The following is a 13,953-nucleotide window of genomic DNA, read 5'->3' as shown; positions in this document are numbered from 1 at the left end:
GGCGCGTGCCCGTGGGGCGCCGGGGCGTGTGCGCTCCCGGCGCATTCGGGCTGTCGTGCGAGCGCTCCATCGGGAGCGGGAAGCGCACGGGCGAAGTTCCCCAACTCGCCGTCCTGGGGCCGAGCGTGCGGTCTAGCGTGGGTATCCGGTGATCAACACCGGATCCCGGGAAGCCCGGGGCCCGGGCCCCACCTACCGAGGACGCCGATGTCCGGACTCCGCGCCGCCCGCCACTCCCCGTCGAGACACGCCGTCACCGGTCCCGGCCGGCAGATACGGCCCCAGCTGATCCGCGCCGCCCTGCTGCCCACGCTCGCCGCCGGGCTCAGCGGCGCCGCCGCGGTGCTCTTCGCGCTCCAGCTCGGCGGCGGCGCGGGCGCCCGCGACCCCCGGCTGTGGCCGGTGCTCAGCGGCTGCGCCCTGCTCTTCGCCGGCGCGCTCGCGGCCGCCCTGCTCGGGGCCCAGCGCGCGGCTAAGACCGTCCGCGACCGCTGCGAGGCGCTGCGCCGCTCCAGCGTCCGGGGCCGGCAGGAGCTGCACACCACCGCCGACCGCCTGGAGCGCGGCGAACTGCCCGCGCGCCCGGTGCGCGGCGGGCCGGCCGGGCCGTCCTTCGGCCCCGAGACGGCGGGCATCGACGAGTTCTGGCTGCTCGCCCAGGAACTGCGCGGCGCCCGCGAACAGGCCCACGCGACCCTGGTCCGCCTCGGCGGCCCCGTCACGCCCTCGGACAGCGACCGCAAGGTCGAGGTCTTCGTCAACCTCGCACGCCGCCTCCAGTCCCTCGTCCACCGCGAGATCTCGCTGCTGGACGACCTGGAGGACACGGTCGAGGACCCGGACCTGCTCAAGGAGCTCTTCCACGTCGACCACCTCGCCACCCGGATCCGGCGCCACGCGGAGAACCTCGCGGTGCTCGGCGGAGCGGCCTCGCGCCGCCAGTGGACCCGGCCCGTCGACCTGAGCGAGGTACTGCGCTCCTCGGTCGCGGAGGTCGAGCAGTACACCCGGGTCAAGGTCGTGCCCCCCGCCGGCGGTTCCGTACGCGGCCACGCCGTCGCCGACGTCGTGCACCTGCTGGCCGAACTCGTCGAGAACGCCACCGTGTTCTCCGCCCCCGACACCGATGTCGTGGTGCGCGCGGAGCGGGTCACGGCCGGGATCGCGGTCGAGGTGGAGGACCGGGGCCTCGGCATGCCGCCCGAGGAGGCGCACCGGATGAACGCCCTGCTCGGCGACCCCGACCAGATCAGTGTCCGGCACCTGCTGGCCGACGGGCGGATCGGCCTCTTCGTCGTCTCCGCGCTGGCCCGCAGGCACGGGATCGCCGTCGAGCTCAAGTCGAACATCTACGGCGGCGTGCTCGCCGTACTGGTCCTGCCCCAGGAGCTGATGGGAGCCGAGGCGCCGAGCGCCGCCGACGCCCTGGGCGGCTCCCGGGCCACCTCCTGGGGGACCGGCGAGGGGGCGGGAGCGCCACGGCTGGAGCCCGTACGGGTACCCCTGCCCGGGCAGCCGGAGCCCTCTGCGGGTGCGGAACCGGTGGGTGCGGAACCCATGGGTGCGGAACCGGTGGTGACGGCCTCCGGCGTCACGATCGCGGCATCCCCGGCTGCCGCGCCCGTGAGGGCCGCCGCGGCGCCCGGCGCGCCGCCGCTCCCCGCCGTACCGGCCGCCAGGGACGGCGGCGAGCGCCCGCCGCTGCCCCGTCGGCGGGCCCAGGAACACCTCGCGCCGCAGCTGCGCGAGGCCCCCGTACCCCGGCCCGGCGGCGGCGCGGGCACGGAGCGGCCCGTACACGACCCCGGCCTGATGGCCGCCTTCCAACGGGGCTTCGGCCTCGCCCAGTCGGAGCACCAGACGTGACCCCGGCCTCTCACCCGACAGCTAAGGAGCGCACCCCCATGGGCGGCGAAGCGGCGACCACGATCAGCACGGCGACCACGATCAGTACGACGACCACGCGGCTCTCGGACCTCGACTGGCTGCTCAGCGGCCTGGTCCAGCGGGTTCCGTACACGCGCAGCGCGGTCCTGCTGACCGCCGACGGGCTCGTCACCTGCCTGCACGGGCTCGACGCCGACAGCGCCGACCACCTCGCGGCCCTCGCCTCCGGGCTGTACGCCCTGGGGCGCAGCGCCGGGTCCCGGTTCGCGGAGGGCGCCGAGGTCCGGCAGGTGGTGGTCGAGCTCGACACCGCCCTCGTCTTCGTCTCGGCGGCCGGATCGGGCACCTGCCTGGCCGTACTGGCCGACCGGGAGGCCGACGCCGGCGTGCTCGGCTACGAGATGGCCATGCTGGTCAAGAGCGTCCGTCCGTACCTCGCGGCCCCGCCGAGGCGGCCCGCCGCTGGCGCGGAGCGATGAGGGCCCGTGCCCGGGGGACGACGGCGCCGGGGGGACCGCGCGACGCGCCGTGGCTGGACGATTCGGCGGGCCGGGTGATCCGTCCGTACACCGCGAGCGGCGGGCGGACGCGACCGTCCGTCGCCCTCGACCTGTTGTCGCTGGTGACGGCGACCGGAGTGCGCCCGCGCGGCCCCCTCGGCGCCGAGCACGTCCTCGCGCTCCGGCTGTGCGCGGGCTCGGCCGCGGTCACCGTCGCCGAGGTGGCCGGACACCTGAGGCTGCCGGCGGTGGTGGTCAAGGTCGTCCTCGGCGACCTGATGGAACACGGGGCCGTGACGGTGCGGGCGCCGTGCTTCCCCACCGGCGGTTCCTTCGCCGACGACGACCAGTCCCTGCTCCGGGCGGTGCTCGATGGCCTGCGCAAACGGCTCTGACCCGGCCGCCCGCGCATCCTCCGCGACCTTGAAGATCCTGGTCGCGGGCGGATTCGGGGCGGGCAAGACCACCTTCGTGGGCGCGGTGAGCGAGATCGAGCCGCTGAGCACGGAGGAGCTGCTCAGCGGGCCGGGCGAGGCCGCCGACCCGCTCGACGGGGTCGAGGCGAAGACGACCACGACCGTGGCCCTGGACTTCGGCCGGATCACCCTCGACGAGCGGAACGTGCTCTACCTCTTCGGCACCCCAGGCCAGCAGCGATTCTGGTTCCTGTGGGAGGAGCTGTGCACGGGCGCGCTCGGGGCGGTGGTGCTCGCCGACACGCGCCGCCTCGCCGACTGCTTCCCCGCCGTGGACTTCTTCGAGCGGCGCAGGGTCGGCTACATCGTCGCCGTCAACGAGTTCGACGGCGGGCACCGCTACACCCCCGGCGAGGTGCGGGACGCCATGGGGATCGGCGCGGAGGTGCCCGTCGTGCGCTGCGATGCCCGCCTGCCGAGCTCCGGAACGGGGGTGCTGGCAGCCCTGGTCCACCACTTGCTCGACGCGTCGCACCCGACGCGTGCGACGCACCCGGAGTACGAGATGTCCATGAGGTCCGCGCGGCGCGCGGAGTGACGTGATGTGGGGGAGACACCATGACGTACTACGAATCGACCGGACACCTGCTGCTCACACCGGTGGACCGGGAGGCGCCCGCGCGCGTGCTGCGGCTGCGCGAACTGGGGCTGGGGGAACGGACGGACGGTGAGCTGGACGCGTTCGCGCGGCGGGTCGCCGACGAGCTCGCGGCGCCGTACGCCGGCGTCAACTTCATCAGCGAGGAACGGCAGTTCTTCGCCGGCCTGCACCACGCGGCCGACGCCCCGGCAAGCGGCTATCCGGCGCGCGCGCTCCCCCGGGACCACGGGTACTGCCCGCACGTGGTCGTACGGCGGCGCGCGCTGGTGCTGGAGGACGTACGGGACTTCGCGCGCTTCGCGGGCAATGCCGTCGTGGACGAGAGCGGGGTGCGGTCCTACGCGGGCGCGCCGCTCACCGACCGGCGCGGGATCGTCCTGGGGACGGTGTGCGTGGTGGACGTGGTGCCGAGGCGGTGGGGGCTGGCGGGGCTCGCGACGGTGAAGGCACTGGCGGCGGAGCTGGTGGAGCTGCTGCACGGACGGGAGGACCGGGCGGCGGCCCTTGGGGCGGCCCGGGGGTGAATGTCAGTGCCCGGGTCTACGGTCGGAGACGAGGCACCATCGGTGTCGGTGTCCGTACCTGTGTCGGAGAGGAGTCGGGGGATGGCCACGACGGCGGACGACGTCCGGGAGATCGCGCTCTCGCTCCCGGGCAGCAGCGAGAAGCTCGCCTGGGGCATGCCCACTTTCAGAGTGGGCGCAGCGAACGGGAAGGACCGCAAGGGCGGAAGCGGCGGGAAGATCTTCGCCGCGCTCGCCGACGACGACACCTCGATCGGGGTGAAGTGTCCCCGGGAGGACCGCGAGGAGCTGATCGCCGCGGAGCCGGAGAAGTTCTTCATACGGCCCGGCCACGACGACAACTACGCGTGGCTCCGGGTCCGGCTCGCGGCGGTGGAGGACACCGCCGAGCTGCGCTCGATCCTGACCGACGCCTGGCGCCAGGCGGCCCCCAAGCGGCTGGCGGCCGCCCATCCGGAACTGGACGGCCCGGGGCCGAGGAGGCCGCTCACCGCGGGGTGAAGGCGGCGATCCGCGCACGCAGCGCGGCGGGGTCGAGTCCGTGGGCCGCCGTGTGCTCCTCGATGGTGCCGTAGCGGCGCAGCTCGGCGCGGCCGACCCCGAGGTCGAGCACCCGGTGCGGGACCGCTTCGAGCGCCCGGTTCGCGGCAGCCGTGGAGGTCCCCGCGAGGTAGGGCTCGACCAGCACCACGTCAGCCGGGCCGTGCCCGACGGCGGCGCGCAGTGCCGCGTCGTCGAAGGGCCGTACGGTCGGCGCGTACAGCACGGTCACGTCCATGCCCTCGGTGGCGGCGAGGACGTTGTCGAGCAGGGGCCCGACGGCGACGACCACGCCCGCACGGCCCTCCCGTACGGTCTGGAAGTGCAGGCCGGTGACGGGACGGGCCGCCGTGTTCGACTGCGCGGAGAGCCGGACGTAGACCTTTTCGTCCCCGGCGGCGTAGGCGTGGCGCAGCAGCGCCTCGGCCTCGTCCGGGTGGCCCGGGACGTGCACGGTCCAGCCGTCCAGGGTGTCCAGCAGGGCCACGTCGCCCGGCGCCATGTGCGTGAACCCGCCGGCCGGCCAGTCGTAGCTCGCGCTCGCGCTGACGAGCACCCCGCCCGTGCCCTGGTGCCCGAAGTCGAGCTTGACCTGCTCGAAGGGCCGCTCCACGAGGAAGCTGGCGAAGGTGTGCACCACGGGGCGCAGCCCCGTGAGGGCCAGGCCGCCGCCCACGCCGATCAGCAGCTGCTCGCGGATTCCCACGTTGATCACCCGGTCCGGATGGCGCTCCTGGGCGGGCCGGAAGCCGTCCATGGTGATCTCGGCAAGGACCACGGCCAGCCGCGGATCCTCGTCGAGCGTCCGCGACGTGACCGAGATGAACCGTTCGCGCATGGTGTCCATGTCTCCCCCTCGGAGATGGCCGGCTACTGCTTCTTCAGTACTTCTTGGCTTCTTCGGCTTCTTCAGTACTTCTTCTCGACCCGGGCGACCACGGCGTGCGGCCGGCCCGGGTGAGGCGTGGTGTAGGCCGTGTGCAGCGCCGCGTGGTCCCGGCCGTCCACGGTGACCGCGGACCAGCCGGCGGCCTCGAAGCGGGAGGCGACGCCGCCCCGCCAGCCGTGGGTCGCGGAGTCGTTGTCGATCACGATCGTGTGCAACCGCTCCAGACCCGCCGAGCCGGCGTACGCGATCGCCTCGTGGTTGCTCCCCTCGTCCAGCTCGGCGTCCCCGATCAACACCCACACGGCCGGGTCGGTGAGCCCCTGGGCGCGCAGCCCGAGCGCGCTCCCGACGGCGAGCGGCAGCCCGTGCCCGAGGGACCCGCTGCCGATCTCCACTCCGGGGATCAGGGTCCGGTCCGGGTGGTGTCCGAGGGGCGAGTCGTACGCGCCGAACCCGCTGAGCCAGTCGACCGGGAAGAACCCCTTGGCGGCGAGGACGGCGTAGTAGGCCATCGGTCCGTGCCCCTTCGACAGCAGGAACCGGTCCCGCCCCGGATCCCCGGCGCTGTCGGGCCCGACCCGCAGGATCCGGTCGTAGAGCACCCACAGCGCGTCGAGCGTGGAGGTGGCGGCGGGACCGTGCTTCTCGGCCCCGGTCATGAGGGCCATGAGGGCCCCCAGGTCTTCGTGGCGGAACCGGGCGTCCGCGGCTGCTGTCGGCGTCATGGACCGATCGTGCAACCTCAAGCACGCTTGAGGTCAACCACCCCGGTCTTCCCGCCCTCGCCGCGCCCCTCGCCCCGGCGCGGGGCGGAAAGGTGCGCGCGATCACCTCCGGAAGTGCGGTATCGTTCTCCTGCGCGTTCAAACAGGGGAAACCCCAGGTCAACGCGTATCGGGACGTGGCGCAGCTTGGTAGCGCACTTGACTGGGGGTCAAGGGGTCGCAGGTTCAAATCCTGTCGTCCCGACCATGCGGAAACGCAGGTCGGAGGCCGTTCTCTCATCCATGGGAGGACGGCCTTTCGTGCGTCCGGGCCCCGTGAGGGGCGCACGAAAGGCCGCAGTCGCGACGGCTCCTACGGTGCGGGTACCTGCGGCCGGCACGCGGTGTGGGTGCCGTCCTCCTCGGTGCGCGGCCAGTGCCGTCCTTCGAGGGCCTCGGCGCTGCGGTTGAGGCGGATCAGGGCGTCTTCCAGCTGCCGTACTTCCTCGGGGGACCAGTCGGCGACCACCCGGGCCAGGCAGGACCGGTTGACCTCGCGGTCTTCGCGGAGCCGGCGCCCGCCTTCGTCCGTGATGCGCAGCTTGCGGGCCATGCCACCTTCCGGATCCGGGACGCGCTCGGCCAGTCCGCAGCGCAGCAGCGCGGCCGTCTGGCGGTTCACGGTCGAGGTGTCGAGCGCGAAGGCCTCCGACAACTGCCCGATGGACATGGGGCCTTGTGTGTCGATCCGGCTCAGCAGCAGGTACGCCGACCGTTCCAGGCGCTCGGGGTCGCGCTCGCGCCGGGCCAGCACCTGGTGTCGCGCGAGGAGCATCAGCTCCCGCTCGAGTTTCTCCAGTCTCTCCAGCACTGCGCCTCCCCGTTCCTTCTGACGTCCCATTGTCGCGGACGCCGCAATATGCATGATACATAGCGTGTGTACTATGCACTTCTCGTCGTGATCCGACGAGCCGCAGCTCAACCCGGAGGACCCGAATGACCGTCACCACGTCCACCGCCTCCCGTGCCGCCGAGATCCTGTCCCGGCCCGTCAAGCTGAACGGCCTGACCGTTCCCAACCGCATCGCGATGGCGCCGATGACGCGGCAGTTCTCCCCGGGCGGCGTGCCCGGTGAGGACGTGCGGGCGTACTACGCCAGCCGCGCCGCCGCGGGTGTGGGCCTGATCGTCACGGAGGGCACCTACGTCGGGCACGACTCCGCCGGGCAGAGCGACCGGGTGCCGCGGTTCCACGGCGAGGACCAGCTGGCGGGGTGGGAGAAGGTCGCCGCGGCCGTGCACGAGTCGGGCGGCACGATCGTGCCGCAGCTGTGGCACATAGGCATGGTGCGCAAGCAGGGCGAGGCGCCGTACGCCGACGCCCCCGCCATGGGGCCCTCCGGGATCCGCGTCGACGGCACCGAGGGGACCGGCCGGGCGATGACCCGCGCCGACCTCGACGAGGTCATCGGCGCGTTCGCCGACGCCGCGGCGCAGGCCGAGCGGATCGGCTTCGACGGTGTCGAACTGCACGGCGCCCACGGCTACCTGATCGACCAGTTCCTCTGGGAGCGGACCAACCGCCGCACCGACGCCTACGGCGGCGACGCGGTGGCCCGTACGAAGTTCGCCGCGGAGATCGTTGCCGCGGTCCGCGAGCGCGTAGCGGCCGACTTCCCGGTGATCTTCCGCTACTCCCAGTGGAAGCAGGAGGCCTACGAAGGACGGCTCGCGCACACCCCGGAGGAACTGGAGGCCATCCTGGCCCCGCTGACGGCGGCCGGCGTCGACGCGTTCCACGCCTCCACCCGGCGGTACTGGATCCCGGAGTTCGAGGGCTCGGACCTGAACCTGGCGGGCTGGACCAGGAAGCTCACCGGCAGGCCGGCCATCACCGTCGGCTCGGTCGGCCTCGACGGCGACTTCCTCCGCGCCTTCGCCGGCGAGGGCGCGGCGCTCGGCGACATCGACAACCTCCTGGACCGCATGGAACGGGACGAGTTCGACATGGTCGCCGTCGGCCGGGCGCTGCTCCAGGACCCGCAGTGGGCGGCGAAGGTGCTCGACAACCGCTTCGACGAGCTGAAGCCGTACGACGCGGCGGCGCTCAAGTCGCTCAGCCGGTAGCGGTGGCGGTGGCGCTGGCGGTAGTGGTGGCCGGCGGCCGGGTCGCTCGGATGATCCAGGTCGCCGAGGCGTAGCGGACGCCGTCGGTGGTTTCGTGGGCCGTGAGGGTGGCTCGCAGGTCCTCGACGGCGCGCCGCCGGCCCTCGTCGTCGAGTCCGTCGAGCATCCAGCCGAGCATGCCGAGGAGGAACCGCTCCGCGTCGGCGGAGTCCCCGCCGAACCACATCGGCTCGCTGTGGGGTTCCAGCCGGATGCCGGTGAAGCCGGCGGCCGCGAGGACGGTCCGGACCCGCTCGGGGTCCGCGAGCGCGAACGGCCCGGGGGCGTCGGATGCGGGCGTGGGCAGCGGGCGTCCGGCGGCCAGGGCCCGGGTGAAGGAGAGGAACCACTCGTTCTCCGCCGGGGCCTGCCAGACCAGTTGGACGAGGCGTCCGCCGGGCCGCAGCGCGCCGGCGATGTTGCGGAAGGCGGCGACCGGGTCGGCGAAGAACATCGTCCCGCTGCGGCTGACGGCCACGTCGAACGCCTCGGAGGGGAAGGTGTGGACCTGGGCGTCGGCCTGCACGAAGTCGGCATTGCGCAGTCCTTCGGCCGCCGCACGCTCCCGTGCCCCCCGCAGCATCTCCGCCGACAGGTCCACGCCCAGGGCCCGGCCGCCGCTCGCCCGTCGCGCGACGTCGCGGGTGGTCTCGCCGGTGCCGCAGCCGATGTCCAGCACCTGGTCGGCGGCGGAGATGCCGGCCGCGGCGAGGAGGTGCGGGTGGTGGGCGCGCATCGCCCGGTCGTACCGATCGGCGTGCTCCGCCCAGTACGCGCCCTCATGGCCGTCCCAGGCGCGGGCCTGTTCGGCGTTGGCGGGATCGACCCGAAGAGTGCTGATCATGACCATCACCGCCTATGCTGGCGCAAAATAGTCCCAAAGAGACTATTCCGGAATACGCCTCAAGGCTGGGGGCTGTCGTTTAATAACTCCTCGGTTTCTGGGGCTGGTTGCCCCGTAGGATTCCGGTGTGGCGGAGGGAATCGAGTCGGAGCTGGCGGAGACGTTGGCGTTGTTGTTGCCGTGTCTGGATGAGCGTCAGCAGCGGTTGGTGCTGGGCGCTGTCGCCCGTGTGCGGGGGCACGGCGGGATTCGGCTGGTGGCTGGTGCTGCGGGGGTGGCGGAGTCCACGGTGTCGCGCGGGCTGCGGGAGCTGGTACAGGGTGCGGTGCCCGATGGTCGGGTTCGGGCGGCGGGTGCGGGACGGAAGCGGCTGAGGGACATCGATCCTGACCTGGTACCGGCTTTGCTGGCGCTGGTCGAGCCGGAAGAGCGGGGGGATCCGCAGTCGCCGCTGCGGTGGACGGTGAAGTCCACCCGGGCCCTGGCCGCCGAGCTGTCGCGGCAGGGCCACTGGGTCGGCCATGACACGGTGGCCGGGCTGCTGAGGTCCGAGGGTTTCTCCCTGCAGGGCACCTCCCGGACGACCGAGGGCGCCCGGCACCCGGACCGCGACGCCCAGTTCCGCTATATCAACGAGCAGGCCACCGCACATCTTGCGGACGGACAGCCGGTGATCAGCGTGGATGCCAAGAAGAAGGAGACCCTGGGCCGGTACGCGGTCGGCGGGCGGGAGTGGCACCGGGCCGGGCAGCCGGTCGAGGTCCGCGCTCACGACTTCCCGGAGAAGGGCGCGCTCAAGGCCGTGCCATACGGGATCTACGACATCGGCACGGACGCCGGCTGGGTCTCAGTGGGCTGCGACGGCGATACCGCGGCGTTCGCCGTGGCCACCCTGCGTCGCTGGTGGGACGGTGAGGGACGGCACCGCTACCCGGACGCGTCCCGTCTACTGATCACCGCCGACGCGGGCGGCTCCAACGGATACCGGGTCCGCGCCTGGAAGCGACACCTCGCCGAATTCGCCCTGGCCACGGGCCTGTCAGTGTCGGTGTGCCATTTCCCTCCGGGCACTTCGAAGTGGAACAAGATAGAGCACCGGCTGTTCTCCCAGATCAGCATCAACTGGCGCGGCAGGCCCCTGACCAGCCACGAAGTCGTCGTCAACACCATCGGCGCCACCCGCACCCGCACCGGGCTCACCGTCCACGCCGAACTCGACCCCGACGCCTACCCCACCGGCGTCACCGTTCCCGACGACATCATGGAGCGGCTTCCGCTCACCCCGCACGAGTGGCACGGCACTTGGAACTACACCCTGCGCCCCGAACCTCTGGCACCGTTCATTCAGCAGCCCCGTGACCGGGCTTTCGGCCGATTCCCCGCCGGCGACAAGCTTCCCGCCTGGCTCCGGCATCCCAGCCTCACCGGCCTGGAACCCGCCGCCTTCGACGACCTCGTCACCCGCTACCGCACCTGGTGCGACGAACACCCGCCCATCCTGCTGCCCGGCAAACGCCCCGACGGCGGCCCTGGCGCAGGCGGCCGACGACTCTCCGCCGCCGACCACCTCACCGTATTTCTTCTCGCCAAGCGCTGGACCATGGCCCAGGCCCCGCTCGCCGAGGCGACCGGCCTGACCAAGAACAGGATCGGCGCGACCCTCCGGGAAACCACCCCCGTCCTCGCCGCACTCAGCCACACCGTTCCCACCGGCCCTCTCACCGTGACCTCAGCTCAGCAACTCGCTCAGATCGCCGGACACAACCTCACAGCCCCATGACACCCACCAAGATCCATGAGTTATTAATCGACAGCCCCCTGGCGATGTCAATGGGCCCGGCACTCACCACCACGTCGTACGCGATCCTCGGCCTGCTCTCGGTCCGGCCCTGGAGCACCTACGAGCTCGCCCAGCAGATGGACCGGAGCCTGGGCCGCATCTGGCCCCGCGCCCAGAGCAAGCTGTACGAGGAGCCGAAGAAGCTCGTCCGCCACGGCCTGGCCGAGGCGACGCGCGAAGCGGTCGGACGGCGGCCGCGCACCGTCTACCGCATCACCGCCGAGGGGCGGCGCGCGCTGGCCGACTGGCTTCCCGAGCCGAGCGCCGGGCCGGTCCTGGAGTCCGAACAGCTCCTGAAGGTGTTCTTCGCGGACTCAGGCACCAGAGCCGACACCCTGGCCACCCTCCGTGGCGCCCGGGCCTGGGCCGAGGAGCGCAACCAGGGGAACGCCGCGACCGCGCACGCGCATCTCGCCGGCGAGGCCCCGTTCCCGGAACGGGCCGCCCAGACGCTGCTCGTCGGCCGCTTCCTCACCGACTACTACCGACTCGTCGCCACCTGGGCCGAGTGGGCGACCGCCATCGTCGAGCAGTGGCCCGACGATCCCGCGGACGCCGCCCCCGACCCCGAGGAGCTGGTCGAGGTCCTTCGGCGAGCGAGCTGGAGCGCCACGGACAAGGCCTGAGCGGGCACGGCCTGAGCGGTTCGGATTGCCGCTCCACCCATTCGGCGTAGCGTGAATTGAGGGCCTATCCACTGGCGGACAGCCCTGGGCTCGCTGGAGGTCACTCCGCCCCGGGCCGGGGCAGGAGGAGCGATGGCCATGGGCAACCTCACTGTGGAGCAGCTGAGCCAACGGGTGCGCGGCACCGTCGTCACTCCGGGGGACGCGGACTACGACGAGGCCCGCACGGTCTACAACGCCATGATCGACAGACGGCCGGCCGTCGTCGTGCGCTGCGCCAACGCGGGCGACGTCATGGCGGCCGTCGACTTCGCCCGGGAGAACGGGCTCGACCTGGCCGTCCGGGGCGGCGGGCACAGCGTGCCCGGCTTCGGCACCTGCGACGACGGCGTCGTCGCCGACCTGTCCGCGATGCGCGGCGTCCGCGTCGACCCCGTACGGCGGACGGCGCGCGCCGAAGGCGGCGCGACCTGGGGCGACTTCAACGCGGCCACGTACGCCTTCGGGCTGGCGACGACCGGCGGGATCATCTCCACCACCGGCGTCGGCGGCCTCACCCTGGGCGGCGGCATCGGCTACCTCGACCGCGGCCTGGGTCTGAGCTGCGACAACCTGATCTCGGCCGATGTGGTGACGGCGGACGGACAGCTCGTCGTGGCGAGCGAGAAGGAGCACGAGGACCTCTTCTGGGCGTTGCGCGGCGGCGGCGGCAACTTCGGCGCGGTGACCTCCTTCGAATTCCGGCTCAGCTCCGTCAAGGACATCTACGGCGGGCCGATCCTCTACGAACTGGACAACGCCGGCGCCGTGCTGCGCGGCTACCGGGACTTCATCGCCGACGCGCCGGAGCAACTCGGCGGGTTCCCGGCCTTCCAGATCGCCCCGCCGCTGCCGTTCATCCCGCAGGACCGGCACGGCGACACCTTCATCCTGATGGTGTCGTGCTGGGCGGGCCCGGTGGAGGAGGGCGAGCGCGCGCTCCAGCCCTTCCACGACTTCGCCCCGGTGGTCGCCGAGCATGTCGGCGTCATGCCGTATCCCGCGCTCAACAGCGCCTTCGACGCGCTGGTGCCGCCCGGCCTCCAGCACTACTGGAAGGCCAACTTCGTGACGGAGCTGACCGACGAGGCCATCGAGGCGCACCTGGTGCACGGCCCCCGGGTGCCCGCCGTGAACTCCACGGTCCACATCTACCCGATCAACGGCGCCTGCCACCGCGTCGCCCCGGACGCCACGGCCTTCGCGTACCGGGACGCCTCCTTCGCCACCGTCATCGCGGGCATGTGGCCGGACCCCGCCGACAACGAGGCCAACACGGCCTGGGTCCGCGACTACTACGAGGCCACCGCCCCGCACTCGGAGGAGGGCGGCTACGTCAACTTCATGGCGGACGACGATCAGGACCGCATCCGCGCCAACTACAAGGGCAACTACGACCGCTTGGCCGCGGTCAAGGCAACCTACGACCCGGGCAACCTCTTCCACCTGAACCAGAACATCAGGCCCTAGCGGAGCGGCGGGCGCCGCGGTGTGGGGCGAAGGGGCGGCGTACGAGCCGTACATCGGGCGGTGGAGCCGGCAGGTGGCGGCGCAGTGCGTCCGCCGGCTGGAGGTCCCCGCGGGCGGCGACTGGCGGGACATCGGCTGCGGCACGGGCGCCGTCACACAGGCGGTCCTGAAGGTGGCGGACCCCGAACGGGTCGTGGGAGCCGACCCGTCGGACGGCTACGTCCGGTACGCCCGGCGGCACGTCACGGATGCCCGGGCCGGGTTCGTACGCGGCGATGCGACGAGGCTGCCGTTCCCGGACGGCCTGGCCACGGCGGCGGTCAGCGGCCTGGTCCTCAACTTCCTCCCCGCTCCGGAGCGGGCCGTGGCCGAGATGGCCCGCATCGTGCGCCCCGGCGGCGCGGTCGCCGCGTACGTCTGGGACTACACCCGGGGAGGCATGGAACTCATCCGCTCCTTCTGGGAAGCCGCGGTCTCCCTGGACGCGGGCAGCCGGGAACTGGACGAGGCCCGCCGGTTCCCCTGGTGCGCGCCCGGGCCCCTGGCCGAGCTGCTGCGGGCGGGCGGATGGGCGGACGTGGCGGTCGACGCGATCGACATCCCCACCCGCTTCGATGATTTCGAGGCCTACTGGGCTCCCTTCCTGGGCGGGCAAGGGCCCGCGCCGTCGTACCTCGCCTCGCTCCCGCGGAAGCGGCACGACGCACTGCGCGAGCGTCTGCGTGCTCGCGTACCCGTCGAGGCCGACGGCTCGATCGCGCTGACGGCCCGCGCGTGGAACGGCCGGGGCAGGCGCCCGACCCGCTGAACTGGCGGCGGAGCGGGAGCCGTCCCCCGTACGGCTCCC

The 13,953-nt window shown here is 72.7% G+C and carries 15 protein-coding genes and 1 tRNA gene; 12 read left to right on the top strand and 4 right to left on the bottom strand.

What is annotated here, in order from left to right; genetic code table 11:
• Positions 1-207 precede the first annotated feature (207 nt).
• The 6 genes from OG435_RS39335 to OG435_RS39310 all read left to right on the top strand — a co-directional run bounded on the left by OG435_RS39335 (position 208) and on the right by OG435_RS39310 (position 4,489).
• The gene (locus tag OG435_RS39335; protein ID WP_266884639.1) at positions 208-1,866 is read left to right on the top strand and encodes a sensor histidine kinase; all 1,659 of its coding nucleotides are present in this window, start codon (positions 208-210) and stop codon (positions 1,864-1,866) included.
• A gap of 38 nt (positions 1,867-1,904) precedes the next feature.
• On the top strand, positions 1,905-2,366 hold the full coding sequence (locus OG435_RS39330; RefSeq protein ID WP_266884637.1) for a roadblock/LC7 domain-containing protein: 462 nt from the start codon (positions 1,905-1,907) through the stop codon (positions 2,364-2,366).
• Positions 2,363-2,782: a DUF742 domain-containing protein gene (locus OG435_RS39325; protein WP_266884635.1), complete on the top strand. Its 420-nt coding sequence runs from the start codon at positions 2,363-2,365 to the stop codon at positions 2,780-2,782. The genes OG435_RS39330 and OG435_RS39325 overlap by 4 nt, the downstream gene beginning before the upstream one ends.
• Entirely contained in the window at positions 2,760-3,401 is a 642-nt protein-coding gene (locus OG435_RS39320) for a GTP-binding protein (RefSeq protein WP_266884633.1), read from the top strand. Before OG435_RS39325 ends, OG435_RS39320 begins: the two co-directional genes overlap by 23 nt.
• A gap of 20 nt (positions 3,402-3,421) precedes the next feature.
• A complete protein-coding gene (locus OG435_RS39315; RefSeq protein ID WP_266884631.1) occupies positions 3,422-3,988 on the top strand; it encodes a GAF domain-containing protein in 567 nt (188 codons plus the stop codon).
• A gap of 81 nt (positions 3,989-4,069) precedes the next feature.
• Positions 4,070-4,489, top strand: a complete 420-nt coding sequence (locus OG435_RS39310) for an MmcQ/YjbR family DNA-binding protein (protein ID WP_266884629.1) — start codon at positions 4,070-4,072, stop codon at positions 4,487-4,489.
• On the opposite strand, the gene OG435_RS39305 is transcribed toward OG435_RS39310, so the two are convergent.
• Positions 4,476-5,375: a transketolase family protein gene (locus OG435_RS39305; protein WP_266884627.1), complete on the bottom strand. Its 900-nt coding sequence runs from the start codon at positions 5,373-5,375 to the stop codon at positions 4,476-4,478. The genes OG435_RS39310 and OG435_RS39305 overlap by 14 nt on opposite strands.
• Before the next feature lie 62 nt (positions 5,376-5,437).
• Positions 5,438-6,142: a transketolase gene (locus OG435_RS39300; protein ID WP_266884625.1), complete on the bottom strand. Its 705-nt coding sequence runs from the start codon at positions 6,140-6,142 to the stop codon at positions 5,438-5,440.
• Positions 6,143-6,312: 170 nt separating this feature from the next.
• On the opposite strand from OG435_RS39300, the gene OG435_RS39295 reads away from it, so the two are divergent.
• Positions 6,313-6,389 (top strand) — tRNA-Pro (locus OG435_RS39295).
• A gap of 105 nt (positions 6,390-6,494) precedes the next feature.
• Here OG435_RS39295 and OG435_RS39290 read toward each other — a convergent pair.
• Complete coding sequence (locus OG435_RS39290) at positions 6,495-7,022, bottom strand: MarR family winged helix-turn-helix transcriptional regulator (protein ID WP_266884623.1); 528 nt, start codon at positions 7,020-7,022, stop codon at positions 6,495-6,497.
• A 95-nt stretch (positions 7,023-7,117) separates the two neighbouring features.
• On the opposite strand from OG435_RS39290, the gene OG435_RS39285 reads away from it, so the two are divergent.
• Positions 7,118-8,248 (top strand): NADH:flavin oxidoreductase, encoded by a 1,131-nt coding sequence (locus tag OG435_RS39285; RefSeq protein ID WP_266884621.1) that lies wholly within the window; start codon positions 7,118-7,120, stop codon positions 8,246-8,248.
• Here the strand turns inward: OG435_RS39285 and OG435_RS39280 are convergent.
• A complete protein-coding gene (locus OG435_RS39280) occupies positions 8,238-9,131 on the bottom strand; it encodes a class I SAM-dependent methyltransferase (RefSeq protein ID WP_266884619.1) in 894 nt (297 codons plus the stop codon). The genes OG435_RS39285 and OG435_RS39280 overlap by 11 nt on opposite strands.
• Before the next feature lie 127 nt (positions 9,132-9,258).
• Between OG435_RS39280 and OG435_RS39275 the strand changes: the two genes are divergently transcribed.
• From OG435_RS39275 to OG435_RS39260, 4 genes are all read left to right on the top strand, one after another.
• Entirely contained in the window at positions 9,259-10,911 is a 1,653-nt protein-coding gene (locus tag OG435_RS39275; RefSeq protein ID WP_430625795.1) for an ISAzo13 family transposase, read from the top strand.
• Entirely contained in the window at positions 10,908-11,597 is a 690-nt protein-coding gene (locus OG435_RS39270; RefSeq protein ID WP_266884617.1) for a PadR family transcriptional regulator, read from the top strand. Before OG435_RS39275 ends, OG435_RS39270 begins: the two co-directional genes overlap by 4 nt.
• A gap of 132 nt (positions 11,598-11,729) precedes the next feature.
• Positions 11,730-13,106, top strand: coding sequence for an FAD-binding oxidoreductase (locus OG435_RS39265; RefSeq protein ID WP_430625821.1), 1,377 nt, complete (start codon positions 11,730-11,732; stop codon positions 13,104-13,106).
• A 19-nt stretch (positions 13,107-13,125) separates the two neighbouring features.
• A complete protein-coding gene (locus OG435_RS39260) occupies positions 13,126-13,914 on the top strand; it encodes a class I SAM-dependent methyltransferase (RefSeq protein ID WP_266884613.1) in 789 nt (262 codons plus the stop codon).
• Positions 13,915-13,953 lie beyond the last annotated feature (39 nt).

Source organism: Streptomyces sp. NBC_01264 (assembly GCF_026340675.1).
Lineage (GTDB): Bacteria > Actinomycetota > Actinomycetes > Streptomycetales > Streptomycetaceae > Streptomyces.
Note: the sequence above shows the minus strand (reverse complement) of the source record. Positions and strands in the feature narration are given on the sequence as shown.